13 protein-coding genes are annotated in these 13,253 nt (G+C 70.6%); 6 read left to right on the forward strand and 7 right to left on the reverse strand.

Annotated elements, in window-relative coordinates; all coding sequences use genetic code 11:
- Positions 1-18 precede the first annotated feature (18 nt).
- On the reverse strand, positions 19-1,176 hold the full coding sequence (locus ACIA5D_RS20265) for a serpin family protein (protein WP_396031649.1): 1,158 nt from the start codon (positions 1,174-1,176) through the stop codon (positions 19-21).
- Positions 1,177-1,496: 320 nt separating this feature from the next.
- On the opposite strand from ACIA5D_RS20265, the gene ACIA5D_RS20270 reads away from it, so the two are divergent.
- The 4 genes from ACIA5D_RS20270 (at position 1,497) to ACIA5D_RS20285 (ending at position 5,722) form a co-directional block, all read left to right on the forward strand.
- Complete coding sequence (locus tag ACIA5D_RS20270) at positions 1,497-1,901, forward strand: hypothetical protein (RefSeq protein ID WP_396031650.1); 405 nt, start codon at positions 1,497-1,499, stop codon at positions 1,899-1,901.
- 295 nt (positions 1,902-2,196) lie between these two features.
- Entirely contained in the window at positions 2,197-2,940 is a 744-nt protein-coding gene (locus ACIA5D_RS20275; RefSeq protein ID WP_396031651.1) for a LuxR C-terminal-related transcriptional regulator, read from the forward strand.
- A gap of 94 nt (positions 2,941-3,034) precedes the next feature.
- The gene (locus ACIA5D_RS20280) at positions 3,035-4,693 is read left to right on the forward strand and encodes a heme peroxidase family protein (protein WP_396031652.1); all 1,659 of its coding nucleotides are present in this window, start codon (positions 3,035-3,037) and stop codon (positions 4,691-4,693) included.
- 123 nt (positions 4,694-4,816) lie between these two features.
- Positions 4,817-5,722: an SMP-30/gluconolactonase/LRE family protein gene (locus tag ACIA5D_RS20285; RefSeq protein WP_396031653.1), complete on the forward strand. Its 906-nt coding sequence runs from the start codon at positions 4,817-4,819 to the stop codon at positions 5,720-5,722.
- Here ACIA5D_RS20285 and ACIA5D_RS20290 read toward each other — a convergent pair whose 3' ends face one another.
- Together ACIA5D_RS20290 and ACIA5D_RS20295 are read right to left on the reverse strand one after the other, a co-directional pair.
- The gene (locus ACIA5D_RS20290; protein WP_396031654.1) at positions 5,723-6,508 is read right to left on the reverse strand and encodes a phosphotransferase; all 786 of its coding nucleotides are present in this window, start codon (positions 6,506-6,508) and stop codon (positions 5,723-5,725) included.
- Positions 6,509-6,570: 62 nt separating this feature from the next.
- On the reverse strand, positions 6,571-7,149 hold the full coding sequence (locus tag ACIA5D_RS20295; RefSeq protein WP_396031655.1) for a DUF664 domain-containing protein: 579 nt from the start codon (positions 7,147-7,149) through the stop codon (positions 6,571-6,573).
- 134 nt (positions 7,150-7,283) lie between these two features.
- Here ACIA5D_RS20295 and ACIA5D_RS20300 point away from each other — a divergent pair, with 134 nt between their 5' ends.
- Positions 7,284-7,877 carry a DedA family protein gene (locus tag ACIA5D_RS20300; protein WP_396031656.1) on the forward strand — a complete coding sequence of 198 codons (594 nt, stop codon included), beginning with the start codon at positions 7,284-7,286 and terminating at the stop codon, positions 7,875-7,877.
- Here the strand turns inward: ACIA5D_RS20300 and nhaA are convergent.
- Together nhaA and ACIA5D_RS20310 are read right to left on the reverse strand one after the other, a co-directional pair.
- Entirely contained in the window at positions 7,874-9,766 is a 1,893-nt protein-coding gene (gene nhaA / locus ACIA5D_RS20305; protein WP_396031657.1) for a Na+/H+ antiporter NhaA, read from the reverse strand. The genes ACIA5D_RS20300 and nhaA overlap by 4 nt on opposite strands.
- Before the next feature lie 51 nt (positions 9,767-9,817).
- Positions 9,818-10,594, reverse strand: a complete 777-nt coding sequence (locus ACIA5D_RS20310) for an SAM-dependent methyltransferase (RefSeq protein WP_396031658.1) — start codon at positions 10,592-10,594, stop codon at positions 9,818-9,820.
- Between the two features lie 107 nt (positions 10,595-10,701).
- On the opposite strand from ACIA5D_RS20310, the gene ACIA5D_RS20315 reads away from it, so the two are divergent.
- Positions 10,702-11,160 (forward strand): hypothetical protein, encoded by a 459-nt coding sequence (locus tag ACIA5D_RS20315; protein ID WP_396031659.1) that lies wholly within the window; start codon positions 10,702-10,704, stop codon positions 11,158-11,160.
- A gap of 41 nt (positions 11,161-11,201) precedes the next feature.
- On the opposite strand, the gene ACIA5D_RS20320 is transcribed toward ACIA5D_RS20315, so the two are convergent.
- Both ACIA5D_RS20320 and ACIA5D_RS20325 read right to left on the reverse strand, forming a co-directional pair.
- Positions 11,202-11,969, reverse strand: coding sequence for a class I SAM-dependent methyltransferase (locus tag ACIA5D_RS20320; RefSeq protein WP_396031660.1), 768 nt, complete (start codon positions 11,967-11,969; stop codon positions 11,202-11,204).
- A gap of 13 nt (positions 11,970-11,982) precedes the next feature.
- Complete coding sequence (locus tag ACIA5D_RS20325) at positions 11,983-13,248, reverse strand: glycosyltransferase (protein ID WP_396031661.1); 1,266 nt, start codon at positions 13,246-13,248, stop codon at positions 11,983-11,985.
- Positions 13,249-13,253 lie beyond the last annotated feature (5 nt).

Consider the following 13,253-nt stretch of genomic DNA (forward strand, 5'->3'; position numbering starts at 1 on the left):
GGCGTCGGCGGCCTCGCTTCAGCTCCTGGGGTCGGCGACCTCGCCGAGGAAAAGTATCGCGCCGGTTTTCTGATCGGAGATGGTGAAGGCGAAGGGCCGGTCGACCACGAAAGTGGTCTGGCCGGCCCGGGCCGAGGTGACCATGACGCCCCCGGTGACGGCGGCCGCCTCGGTGCCCTCCTCGTCGACCTTGAGGTAGGTCTTGTGCACAACTTTCGCGAGGTCCGGGTTCGCCTTCGACATGGCGGTGAAGCCGCTGGTGGGCAGGCCGAGCTTGACGAGCGGCCCGGTCAGGTCGCCCGACCAGCGCAGCTCGAAGCGGGGCAGGGCCACCTCGTCGATCTCCTGATCGCTGAGGCCGGCCACCGCGTCGCGCCACGTCTCGGCGTCGAGTTTCAGGGTCTTTCCTTCGTCGGGCAGCATGATTTCCATGGCGTAGCGGCCGTTCTCGCCGTACGGAAGGCGCAGCATGCGGAAACCGTCGCGCTCGGCGTACCCGAGGTTTTCGTTCCTCAGGTGCATCATCGGCACGTCGACTTTCGTGCCGCCGGCGACCGCGAACTGGCCGGGCGCGGTGTCCGAGAACTTCGTTTTCCACTCGCCGAGGAAGTAGACGGCGTTCAGCAGGACCAGCATCGCCTGCGGGTCGGGCAGGCCGAGGTCGCCGGCGATCTTGTCGATCCGGCCGCCGGTGTTCTTCTTCGCCCACTCGTCGATGTCCTTCGCCGCCTCGGCCCGGCCCAGGTCGGCCTGCTCGACGGTGGCGCCGAACGTCTTGCGCACGAAATCGAGATACTCCTGCTCGAGGGGCGCCCCCTCGTCCGCCCAGAGCGCGTCGGCGACCGACAGCTTCACCTCGTCGGTGTCGGCCAGCGTGCGCAGCAGCGCGCCGACCCGCACGTCGCGGCGCTCGTCGAGGTGCAGCACTTTCGCCATTTTCGCGGCGGTGTCGCCGTCCGCGCCCGCAAGAACCATCGCCAGCAGCACCGAGACCGACAGCGGCGACGTGATCGTGTTCTGCTTGCCGTCGGAAATTTCGTGGAACAGGTCGAAACCGAACGCGTTCATCCCCTGCGCGACCGCCTGCGCGTCGGCGGGCTGGAGATCGCTGACCAGCTTCGCGTCGATCCGGCCGGCGTCCCCGGGAACCCCGCCGCCACAACCGCTCACCAGCATGGCGCTCGCGACGGCAACGGCAACGGCAACGATTCGCGTACGCCTTCGTGAAGTGTGCACGGTCCTTTCGACGCGGTCCGGGCGCGGGCGGTTCCCCGTCATATGATCCGGCGATGGGGATGTCGGGCGTTCGCGGATTCGGGCTCGCCGCGGCTCTGCTCCTCGGCGCCTGCTCCTCGTCTTCTCCCCGGGCCGTCTCGCCGCCGCCCGGGGTTTCGCCTTCACCGGCGCTTTCGCCATCGCCCGGGGTTTCGCTTTCACCCGGGGTTTCGCTCTCACCCGCCGCGTCGTCTGCGGGCGGGCCGCGCAGCATCGAGTGCGTGGCCGACGAGGCGCACATCAAGTTCACCTCATCGCGGGCGCCGGACGACGTCGTGGCCGGCTCGATCAGCTGGCCCGGCCTGCGCGGCTGGGCCACCGCCTCCCCGACCACCAACGGCGACCCCGCCACCGGCGACTACAAGCTGGGCGCCGAGGTGAAGGCCGGCGCGGTGGTGACGGTGTCGATACCCGATTCGTTCGCCGGGGTGGCGGGCCTCAACTACGGCCAGGGCTGGGGCTACTCCCCCGCCCGGTCGGTGACGTTCCATGCCTGCGCCGACTCCGACACGGCCTACATCGGGGGCTTCCACGTGACCGGCCGGCGGTGCGTGCCGCTCGACATCGCCGAGAACGGGCGGCCACCCGAGCGGGTCACGGTCTCGTTCTTCGCCGGTCGGTGCTGATTTCGCAAACGCCCGCTGACTTTGGCGGCCCCGCGCCGACTTTCACGCGCGTGCCGACTTTCAGGCGCGGCCCGCCGACTCTCTCACGCGCGCCGCCGACTTTCGCGCGCGCCCTCCGACTTTCGCGCACGCCCGCCGACTCTCGTGGGTTCGTGCCGACTTTCGTGAGCGCGTGCCTACTTTCGCATGGCGTGGCTGACAAGTCGGATATCTGCCAGCTTGCGGGGTGGCGCGCCGGGACCGGCACCGGGCATGGTCGAGAAAGGATCGTGTGCGGATTCCACACGGGGGCCCGATGTCATGGGAAGCGGACCCGCACGCTCCGGCGGCCCTCCGGCGCCTCGATCTGCTGGTCGCCGGGGTGCGGGCCGGCCGGGGCGGCGCGGTGGCGGTGACCGGTGAGCCGGGCGGCGGCAAGACGGCGCTGCTGGCACGCCTGGCGACGCGCGTGCCCGGCATGACCGTCCTGACCGCCGCGGGCGTTGCCGGCGAGGCGGCGCTGCCGTACGCGGCCCTGGGTGATCTGTTGCGCCCCTTGCGCGACCGCATTGCTCAGCTTCCCCCGCCGCAGGCCCGGGCGATGGGAGCGGCCCTTGCCCTGCGTGCCGGCGATCTCAACCCGTACCACGTCTGTCTTTCGACGTTGAACTTGCTGTGTACGGCGGCGCCGGTGCTGGTGGTCGTGGACGACATGGATCTGATCGACCCGCCGTCGGCGACCGCGCTGTTCTTCGTCGCGCGCCGAGTCCGCTCGGCCGGGGTCGGCATGATTTTCGCGGCCCGCCAGAAACCGGACGTGCCCGGCGTCGAAGAATTGCCGCTGGGCGAGCCGGCCGAGGTGCTCGACGGGCTCACGCAGCGCGAAACCCAGGTCGTGCGGGCGATCGCCGGCGGGCTGAGCAATCCCGAGGCGGCCTTGGCGCTGCGACTCTCCCGCAAGACGATCGAGACGCATCTTTCCAGCGCCTACCGGAAACTCGGCGTGCGTTCCCGGACGCAGCTCGTGCGCTATCTGGTCGAGGCCGGCATCTCCCGATAAGCCGGATTGTCACCTTGCCGTCACCGAGGGAGTTCCCCGAGGCGGCGCCGAACGGTCTGCGGCACGCTGGCAACTTCCGAACGGGGGAGAAAACGTGAAACGAAACGGTCAGCCCAGCACGATCATCGCCCACATGGGACACGGCGCGCACGCGATCGCCGACAACGCCCCGAACGCCGAGGAGCTCAGCCACGAGGGCTGGACCAAGCTCAGCGACGCGGCGCAGAGTTTCGCCGCCGGCACCACCGATTTCGACTACCTGTTTCCGGAACTGGTCGGAAAGCCCGACGCGCACCTGCCCGCGGGCAGCGAGGACGAGGTGAACACGACGGTCGCCGCGCTCAACGCCCTCGGCAACGCGATGATCGATCAGGAGCCGCCGGCCGACGATCGCAGCTCGCCGATCCCGCCCGTCTACACGTATTGGGGCCAGTTCGTCGACCACGACCTGACGGCCGCGACCGACAACGACAGTGTGATCAGCATCCGCGACACGCCGCTGCCGCCGCTCGACCCCGACCAGGTCCGCGACCTGCTCAAGAACGCCCGCAACCCCGCGCTGAACCTCGACTCGGTCTACGGCGACGGCCCCTTCGCCCCGCAGCCCGCCGATCCGGCGCAGATCGCCGTGCCGTACCAGACCGAGGACCGGGCGAAGCTGCGGGTCGGCGCGCTCACGCCCGTCGAGGTCGGCGTGCGCATCCCGCCGGTCGACGACCTGGCTCGCGACCTGCCGCGCCGAGCCGACAAGGTCCCGCTGGTCGGCGACGCCCGCAACGACGAGAACCTGGTGGTCGGGCAGTTGCACGTGGCTTTCCTGCGTTTCCACAACGCGGCGGTCGACTGGGTACGCGTCAACGAGCCCCAGCGCAGCGGCCTCAGCGACGTATTCCTGCGGGCCCGCGACCTGACCCGGTGGACCTACCAGTGGCTGTGCGTCCACGATTTCTTGCGCACCATCACCGTGCCGGACGTCGTCGATTTCGTTCTCGGCGGCGACAGCGGGCTGCTGGACCGCGTGTACATGCCGCTCGAGTTCTCGGTGGCCGCCTACCGGTTCGGCCACAGCATGGTCCGCGGCGCCTACGACTGGAACCGCAACTTCGGCCGCCCCGGCAACAACACGCTGCCGGACGCCTCCCTGGCCCTGCTGTTCCGCTTCACCGGCGTCGGCGGCCTCGGCAACAACCCGACCCTGCCGAGCAACTGGCCGATCGAGTGGAATCGTTTCGTCGACAAGGACAGTCTTTTCGCGGACCGATTCGCCCGTCGCATCGACACCCACCTGTCGCTGCCGCTGAGCCAGATGGTGAACCAGTCGGCCGGCGAGACCGGCACGCCCGACCTGATCGCGCTGCTGCGGCACCTGGCCCGCCGCAACCTTCTGCGCGGTTACCGGCTGAACCTGCCGACCGGTCAGGCCGTGGCCGACGAGCTGGGCCTGCCGCAGCTGACCGCGGACGAGATCGCCGGCGACGACCCGGTGGCGACCGCCGTGCGTCAGGGCGGTTTCGACACCCGTACGCCGTTGTGGTTCTACGTCCTGCGCGAGTCCGAGGTGAAGGCGCAGGGCAACGCGCTGGGCGCGCTCGGCAGCCGTGTCGTCGCGGAGACCCTGATCGGCCAGCTGCGCCTGGACCCGTCGTCCTACCTGCGGCAGTCGAGCTGGTCGCCCAGCCAGGGCGTGCTCCTCCCCGACGGCTCGCCGGTCGACACCATCCCCGCGTTCCTGCGCTTCGCCGGCGTCCTTTAGGCCGTTGAGGGTTATTCAGGGCGGTGGAGACCGAGCCGCTGAGGTGCGGCGAGGTGCGGCTCAAGGTGGGCCCTGAACAACCCTCATTGATCCGCGTCACCGAAGGGTGAATAGTCGGGCCACATGGACTTCCGTGTGATCCCGGTCCCCGGCAACGGCGCCGAGGACGTAGTCGTGGCCCCCGACGGCGCGGTCTTCACCGGCACCGACGACGGCGTCATCCATCGCATCGATCCCGGCTCCGGGGCGGTGCAGGCCGTGGCCGACACCGGTGGCCGGCCGCTGGGCATCGAGCTTCTGCCCGGCGGCCGGCTCCTGGTCTGCGACGCCCGCCGCGGCCTGCTGTCGGTCGACCCGTCCAACGGCGCCGTCGAGGCTCTGGCCGGCGACATGCTGTTCTGCAACAACGCCGCCGTGGCCACGGACGGCACCATCTATTTCTCGGATTCCTCGACAGTCCACCCGATCGACGAGTGGAAGGCCGAGATGGTCGAGCAGACCCGCACCGGCCGCCTGCTGCGCCGAGCTCCCGACGGCACGGTCACCGTCCTGCGGGACGGCCTGGCCTTCGCCAACGGCGTCGCGCTGGCTTCCGACGAATCTTTCGTGGCCGTGGCCGAAACGGGCGCCCGCGCCGTCGCCCGCCACTGGCTCTCCGACAGCCGCGACGACTTCCTGGTCGAGGACCTGCCCGGCTACCCCGACAACATCGCCGGTGGCAGCGACGGCCTGATCTGGGTCTCGATCGCCAGCCCGAAGGACCCGATGGTGGAACGCCTCCAGCGCGGCCCGATGTGGATCCGCCGCCAGGTGACCAAGGTTCCCGAGCCCCTGCAGCCGGCCCCGAAGCGGATCATCCGGGTCCAGGCCTACGACGACGAGGGCAAGCTGGTGCACGACCTGTCCGTCGACAGCCCCGACTTCCACATGGTCACCGGCGTGCGGGAACACCAGGGCCAGGTCTGGCTGGGCAGCCTCCACGAGCCCGCCGTCGCGGTACTGACCCCGGGGACGACCGACGGCCCGTAGCTAATCGCGGCCGGGCGCCGGCCAGAACTCGTCCGGCAGCGCGGCCACCTCGGCGCCGGACCGTTCCAGGTCGGCGGCCCACGGCAGCAGGTGCTCGAAGACCGGCTCGCCGCCGTCGGCGAACTGCCGGATCATCGCGACATTGCGCTCGACCCGCCCGAGGATCGCGTCGCGGATCGCCCTCCGGTCGCCGGTGTACCCGTACGCGTCGAGCAGCAGGTGGAACCGCCGGCGCCGGTCGGCCGCGTCACCGAATCCGACCTGCTCGGCGATCTCCGCCGTCAGCAGCGGGACCCAGGTCAGCGCCGAGAACGCCAGGTCCTCCTCGCGCCGGGAGGGGCTGGCCGTGTCCCAGTCGACGAAGCCGACCAGGTCGTCGCCGGACCATACGGCGTTCCACGGCGACGCATCGAGATGACCGATCAGCAGTCCCGGCTGCCACGCCCGGCCGGTGAACCAGACGGTGCCGGCGGCCGGCCGGAACGTCGCGGTCGCGTCGTGCAGCCGCCGGAGCCACCCACCGACCTGCCGGAGCGCGTCGTCGCCGCGCAGCCAGTCCGGCCACGGGCTGGACTCGCCCAGCGTGCGGCCGGGCAGGAACGTCAGGCGTTCGCGGCCCTGGTCGTCGAAGCCGCGGGCCCGCGGAGCCCCGTCGAAGCCGGCGTCTTCCAGATGCCGCAGCACCGAGTGCACCGTCGCCGTCCACGGCTGCGGGGGGCGGCGGACCTCGTCGCCGACGCGCACGGCCCCGAAACTGCGCCCGCCCGGCAACTGTTGTTCGGTCATCTGCCGGTTCTACCGCGACCGGATGTCCACGTCGACCGAATAACCGACTGCGGAACGGCGGGTCAGGGCATCTGGTAGTTGCCGGATTTCGCGCGCCAGCCCGGCGGCGGGTCTTCGCCCGTACGCCCGTCGATCGCCTCGCGGAGCAGGTCGGCGTGGCCGGTGTGCCGGCCGTACTCCTCGAGGAGGTCGCAGATCAGCCGGCGAAGGTTGGCGTGGGTGCCGTCGGCCCGCGCGGCGTGGATCGGCCGGCTCAGGTCGCCCGTGGTCAGGCTCTCGGCCAGGCGAGCACGGGCGCGGTCGACCGCGCCGTCCCACAGGGCGTAAAGCGTCTCGGGCGAGTCGGCCGCCGCGGACTCGAACTCCCAGTCGTTGTCGCCCGTCCAGCCCATCGATTCCCACGGATCGCCGACGGGGACGCCGTGGAGCTTGGTGGTGGAGTAGTAGTCCTCCATGGCGGCCAGGTGTTTCAGGAGGCCGCCGAGGGTCAGCGTGGAGACGCCCAGCCGGGCGTTCAGACCCGCGGAGCCGAGGTCGTCGGCCTTGAAGCGAAACGTGGTGCGCAAGCGGTTCAGGGCGCCGACCAGCTGCTCCGCCTCGGTGCCGGCGAGGGGTGGCTCCCACGGGTAGTCGTCGGTCATGGGGCACACGCTAGACCCAGCCACCGACAAATTCCGGCGTCCGCGACCGGCCGCGGTTCGGTCCTGTGGCGCCCGTCGCGAAAGCGTGCTCCGCCCCCGGCCCCGGCCTACGGTGGTCAACGGGGGGTGTCGGGATGCTGGAGCTCATCGACCGGTTCGGCTATCTCGGCATCGGCGGCCTCGTCTTCATAGAAAGTTTCGGCGTTCCGGCGCCGGGCGAGACGGCGATCATCGCCGGCGCCGCGTACGCCGGCAGCGGCCACCTCAGCATCGTCGCCGTCGCGATCACCGCTTTCGTCGCCGCCGTGATCGGCGACAGCGTCGGCTACTGGATCGGCCGTCGCGGCGGCCGGCCGCTGGTGCAGCGTTTCGGCCGCTACGTGCGCCTGACCCCCGAGCGGTTCGACCGGGTCGAGGGCTTCATGTCCCGCCAGGGCCCCAAGATCGTCGTGGTGGCCCGCTTCGTCGAGGGCCTGCGCCAGTTCAACGGCATCGTCGCGGGCATCACCGGCATGCCGTTCCACAAGTTTCTCGCCTGGAACGCCCTGGGCGCCGCCCTCTGGGTCGGCGCGTGGTCGACCGGCGGCTACTTCGCCGGCGACCACATCGAGGAGATCGCCAAGGGCATAAGCAGATACCTGGTGGTTGCGGTGGGCATCGCGGTCCTGCTGCTTGTCGCGTACGTCTGGCGTCGCCGGCGCAGCAAGAAGGCAGCCGCCGGGGCTTAGCGGCGGCGCTGGGCGATCTTCGCGCGGACGCGGGCCAGGCGGATGGCTTCCTTGAGCGTGCCCACGTCGTACGCGCCGTAGTGACGCTGGCCGTTGATGAAGAACGTCGGCGTGCCGGAGACGCCGCTGAGGTCGGCCGACTCGAGGTCGTTGGCGACGCGCTCGGCGGCCGCGCGCCGCATCATGTCGTCGTGGAACCGCTCCTCGTCGAGCGCGATCTGCCGGGCGTACCCGAGGAGATCGGTGATGCGCAAGTTGTCCTGATGCGCAAGCAACAGATCGTGCATCTCCCAGAATTTGCCCTGGAGGCCGGCCGCCTCGGCGGCCTCGGCCGCCAGCTGGGCCAGCGGATGCACGTCGGTGAGCGGCAGGTTTCGCCAGACGAAGCGCAGGTCGGCGTCGGTGAACAGCTCGCGCACGATCGGCTCGGCGCGGCCGCAGTAGGGGCACTGGAAGTCGCCGTACTCGACGATGGTGACCGACGCCTCGGCCGGTCCCCGCACGTGGTCGCGCTCCTCGTCGACCTCGGGGATCAGGTCGGTGAGCTGGTCGGCGTCGCCGAGCAGGGCCACCGCACGCTTGGCCTTGGGCAGCATGAACGTGATCCGGAACTCGGACCAGGTCAGCAACGACGCCACTATCGCGGCGGTGAGCACGCCCAGCTTCGCCTCAGCGAGCGCCGGGCCCTCGAACGCAAGATTCGCGATCAGGAACGAAACCGTGAAGCCGATCCCGGCGATCGTGCCGGTGCCGAGCACGGACGCCCAGCCGACGCCAGGCTGGACCCGGCGGCCGCTCAGCCGGGTGATGAGCCAGGAGACGCCGGTGATCGCGATCGGCTTGCCGCAGACGTACGCGACGAAGACGCCGATCGTCACCGGCGACGTGACCGCCTGCCGCAGGAAATGCGCGTCGATGGCGATGCCGGCGTTGGCCAGGCCGAACAGCGGCACGATCAGATAGCTGCTCGCACCCTGGTAGGTGCGCTGGAGTCGGTCGTTCCAGGAGAAGGAGTTGACCACGCCGACCCGCAGGCCCTGGGCCAGCTCCGGGGTCGGTTGTTCGCGGAAGGAGCGGAACAGGTCGCTGGCCGTCTCGAGGTCGCCGCGCGCCGGCGTGTACGCGGCCGCGGCCAGCCCCAGCGCGAGGCCGGAGACGACCGGGTCGATGCCGCTGGCCAGCATCGCGCCCCAGATCGCGATGCCGAGCGGCACATACGCGTATCCGCTGCGCACCTGCCGCCGCGCCAGCACGAAAGTTGCCAGGTACAGCACGATCGCGATGAGCAATGGCATGAGCTTGATCTCATCGGTGTACGCCACCGCGATGACCAGCAGCGCGATCAGGTCGTCCACCACCGAGACGGTCACCAGGAACAGCCGCGCCTGATCCGGCACCCGCCGCCCGACCAGCGCCAGCAGCCCGAGGGCGAGCGCCGTGTCGGTCGACATCGCCACGCCCCAGCCGCCCGACCCCGGACCGCCGTGGTTGATCGCCAGGAAGATCGAGACCGGCAGGATCATCCCCGCGATGCCGGCCGCCGCCGGCAGGATGAACCGCCGCCGGTCCCGCAGGTCGCCCAGGTCGAACTCGCGCCGCGCCTCCAGGCCCACCACCAGGAAGAACAGCGTCATCAGCCCGCTGTTGACCCACTCGCGCAGGGTCAGCGAGATGCTCATGTCGCCGAGGTGGATCGACAGGTCGGTGTGCCAGAAATTTTCGTAGGATCCGTCCGCGACGTTCGCCCAGATCATGGCGATGACGATCGCGGTGACGAGCACGGCCGCGCTGCCGGCCTCGGTGCGCAGCAAGAGCCGCACCGGCGTGGTCAGCCGGGTTTTCCAGGCGGTGGTGCCCTGAAGCTGGGTCGTCGCCTGCGAGTCGCTCACGCGCCTAGACAATCACCTCGCGGCCCGTCGATCTACAGGGTGTGACCTGCGTCAGAGCTTGCGGCCCACGGCGGCGAGAATTTCCAGGTCCGCGCTCGGCATTTTCGCGGCCGGCGCCCGCCAGGAACCGACCCGGACGATGCCCGGCTCGACGATCTCGGTTCCCTCGAAAAGCCCGCGAATCACCGGCCGCGGGCGAGCGCGGACGTCCGTGCGGCCTTCGGCGAACATCTTCTCGTACGCCTCGACGCCCGCTTTCGTGCTGAAGTCCATCGTCCCGTGGCTGATCGCGAGGTAGGAGCCCGCCGGCAGCGCGTCCATCAGCGTCCGGACCGCGTACGCGACCTGGTTGTCGTCGTGCATGAAATGCAGCACCGCGACGAGCAGCAGCGCGACCGGCCGGTCGAGGTCGAGGGTCTCGCGCAGCGCAGGGTGCCCGAGGATCGCCGCCGGGTCGCGCAGGTCGGCCTCGAGGTAGGCGGTGCGTCCGCCGTCCATCAATGCCGCGGCGCGGGTCGCTACGATCGGATCGTTGTCGACGTAGACGACGCGCGCTCCGGGGTTGCGGCGTTGCGCGACCTCGTGGGTGTTGTCCGGCGCCGGCAGCCCCGTGCCCACGTCGAGGAACTGCCCGATGCCCAGCCCCGCGAGGTGGTCGACGCAGCGCCGCTGGAACGCCCGGTTGGCCCGCGCCAGCTCGACGACGACCGGGAACGCCCGGGCGATCGCGTCCCCCGACTCGCGGTCGGCCGCGAAGTGGTCCTCCCCGCCCAGCCAGTAGTTGTACCGCCGGGCCGGATGCGGCGCCGAACTGTCGATCTCCCCCATGCCCGAGACCATAATCTTGGCGAAGCTTTAAATCGACCCCCATGCATGGACTGTGACCGGGCGGCGACGTATCGTGCATCTGCCCGCCCCGCCATCGGAGGTTCTCAATGCGTCGCGCCGTCCGTATCCTGCTGCTCGGTGCCGTGCTCCTGTTGCCGGCAGCCTGCGGAGCGGCCACGTCCGGCGCGACGCCCGGGTCGACGACGGCCGCCGTGGCGGCCGACCCCGCGACCAAGAGCGCCTGCGAGGCGATCGGCGAGGCCTACACCAAGGGCATGGCCCCCTTCGCCGAGGCCGTGGCGAAGGCGGCCGGGAGCGGCTCGGCCGCCGACCGGGCCCAGGCCCAGAAGAAGCTCGGCGACCTGGCGACCTCCATCCGCACGGCGACCGCCGGCGCCCAGGACCCGCAGATCGTCGCCGACGGCAAGCAGGCCGCCGACGAGTTGCAGAAGAAGGCCGCCGACGCGAGCGTCTTCACCGCCCTCAAGACCCCGGACGACGCCAGCAAGCTGCTGGGCCCGCAGCTCAAGGAGTGGCTGTCCCCCGTGACCCACCACTGCTCCTGACCCGGATCGGTCAGGAGCGCCTGGTCGTGCGCTGAGCAGGGTCAGGCGACGCGGCCGGGCTTCGTGCCGGCCAGGAGCATGGCGTGGCCGAGGACCTTGGGGTGGCGCAACGGGAACGGCAACGGCATGAGGTCGGTGAGCGGCCGGGGCTCGGCGCCGGTGAGGGCGCGGAGCTTGCCGGGGGCCGGGTAGAAGGCCGGGTCGCCGAAGAGGTCGAGGAAGTAGAAGGCGCCGCCGGGGCAGAGGACGCGCAGGGCCTCGGCCACGCCGTCGGCCCGGTCGGGGTTCTCCTTGATCTCGTGGAACGTCATGCAGCTGACCACCGCGTCGAAGGTGTCGCCGGGGAAGGTCAGGGCGGCGCCGTTCTGCTTCTCGAAGGAGACCCGCTCCCCCGCGCCCTCGAGCCGCGCGTTACGCAGGCACTGGTCGCGCGAGTACTCCCAGGAACCGCCCCACGAATCGACCCCGGTCACCGAAGCCGTCGGGTGAGCCTTGGCGATCTTGACCACCAGGCTGCCGCTGCCGCAGCCGACGTCGAGCGCGCGGCCACCGGGCGGGAGGGGAACCGTCGTGGCGATCAGCTCGTGGATACGGCGCTGGTAGCCACCCGGCCCCAGCCGATACACCGTCAGCCCGAGGATCAGCGTGATGTAGCCGAAGATCCCCAGCGGCACGAGGAACAGCAGGAACCAGGGGCTCAGAAAAGCGAGCAGGCACCCTGCCAGCGAGACCACGCTGACAACGGCGAACGGCGCCAGCCGTGAGATCCGCACCCACGTGCGGTAACGCGGACCCGTGGACGGCGCCATCCGCGCATCGTACTCAGTGGATGCCTGCCTCCTGCGGGAACAACCCGTCGAAGACGGCTTCCCGGGCAAAGGCCATCGCCGTCTCCCGGGCCCGCAGCTCGTAATCCGCGCGCTGGGCCGTGGACATCTCGAGGACGACCCGGTCGAGCGCGTCGGCGAGGCCGTTGATGTCGCCCGGCTCGACGATCACCGCCGCCTTCCCGACCGCCTCCCCGGTCCCGCCGGTCAGGGTCGTGACGATCGGGCCGCCGCCGGCGAGCATCTTCTCCGCGAGGGCGATGCCGAAGGTCTCCACGAAATCGGGCTCCGGCTTGGTCGGCAGCGCGTACGCCGCGCATCCCGCCATCAGCAGTGGCTTCTCCTCGTCGTCGACGTCGGTGAGGAAGACGATCCGGTCGTCCTCCTTGGCCATGGCCCGGACGTGATCGAGCGCCGGCCCGTTGCCCGCGACCACGAGCTTCACGTCATCGCGGCACCGCATCTGCCCGTACGCGATGATCAGGTCGTAAATGCCCTTGGCCCGCGCCACCCGGGAGAGAAAGAGAATGTAGCCGTCGCGCGAAAGGCCACGGCGCGCCAGCGCCGCCTCCACCGCCTCGTCCGTGACGTCCAGGAAAGCCGAGGCGTCGATCGGCGGATAACTTACGCGTACGCGTGCGCGGCACTGCGCGGCGAACGAAGTGCCGCAGTGCGCATCCACTTCCAGAGCCGACGCGATGATCTCGTCGCGGGTGTACTCGGAGACCGCGACCACCTCGTCGTTGGCGAGGAACGTCGTGAACAGCACCGTCGCCGCGCCGAACCGGCCCTCGCGCAGGCAGGAGCGGATCACGTTGGTGACGTCCGAGCCGACCGCTTTCGCGATCGTGTGCACCTGCGGGTCGAAGCCGGCCGCCCGCGCCGCGGTGACCGCGTCGACCACGACCGTCGTGTGCGGCACCAGGTACATCGACAGGCACACCGTCGGCACCGGCTCGCTGAGCAGCTCGACCAGCCGGCCGGTGAGACCGGCGAGGTGACGCCCGTCGGGCACCCGGTAGTCGCCGACCGCCTCGGGCCGCTCCACCGTGATCCCGGGACTGTACGGCAGCAGCCGATCGAGCGGCTTGAGCGGCAACCCGGCCGCCTCGAGCGCCGGGATCGGCCAGGTGATCAGCCGGACGTCGTCGAAGCCACGGGTCAGGGCGACCTCGGCGAGATTGCGCGCCTCACCGGAATGGCCGCAGATCACCGGGTCGGCTCGGACCACGATCACGAGGCGGCGGCTGGGATGGTTCATCGTCG

Source organism: Actinoplanes sp. NPDC051513 (genome assembly GCF_044454685.1).
In the GTDB taxonomy this organism is placed as follows: Bacteria; Actinomycetota; Actinomycetes; order Mycobacteriales; family Micromonosporaceae; genus Actinoplanes.

Coding starts and splice junctions, on each gene's coding strand:
- ACIA5D_RS20285 (WP_396031653.1), top strand. CDS start 4,817: ATGGACTTCCGTGTGATCCCGGTCCCCGGCAACGGCGCCGAGGACGTA.
- ACIA5D_RS20325 (WP_396031661.1), bottom strand. CDS start 13,248: ATGAACCATCCCAGCCGCCGCCTCGTGATCGTGGTCCGAGCCGACCCG.
- ACIA5D_RS20275 (WP_396031651.1), top strand. CDS start 2,197: ATGTCATGGGAAGCGGACCCGCACGCTCCGGCGGCCCTCCGGCGCCTC.
- ACIA5D_RS20310 (WP_396031658.1), bottom strand. CDS start 10,594: ATGGGGGAGATCGACAGTTCGGCGCCGCATCCGGCCCGGCGGTACAAC.
- ACIA5D_RS20290 (WP_396031654.1), bottom strand. CDS start 6,508: ATGACCGAACAACAGTTGCCGGGCGGGCGCAGTTTCGGGGCCGTGCGC.
- ACIA5D_RS20295 (WP_396031655.1), bottom strand. CDS start 7,149: ATGACCGACGACTACCCGTGGGAGCCACCCCTCGCCGGCACCGAGGCG.
- ACIA5D_RS20320 (WP_396031660.1), bottom strand. CDS start 11,969: ATGGCGCCGTCCACGGGTCCGCGTTACCGCACGTGGGTGCGGATCTCA.
- ACIA5D_RS20265 (WP_396031649.1), bottom strand. CDS start 1,176: ATGCTGGTGAGCGGTTGTGGCGGCGGGGTTCCCGGGGACGCCGGCCGG.
- ACIA5D_RS20315 (WP_396031659.1), top strand. CDS start 10,702: ATGCGTCGCGCCGTCCGTATCCTGCTGCTCGGTGCCGTGCTCCTGTTG.
- ACIA5D_RS20300 (WP_396031656.1), top strand. CDS start 7,284: ATGCTGGAGCTCATCGACCGGTTCGGCTATCTCGGCATCGGCGGCCTC.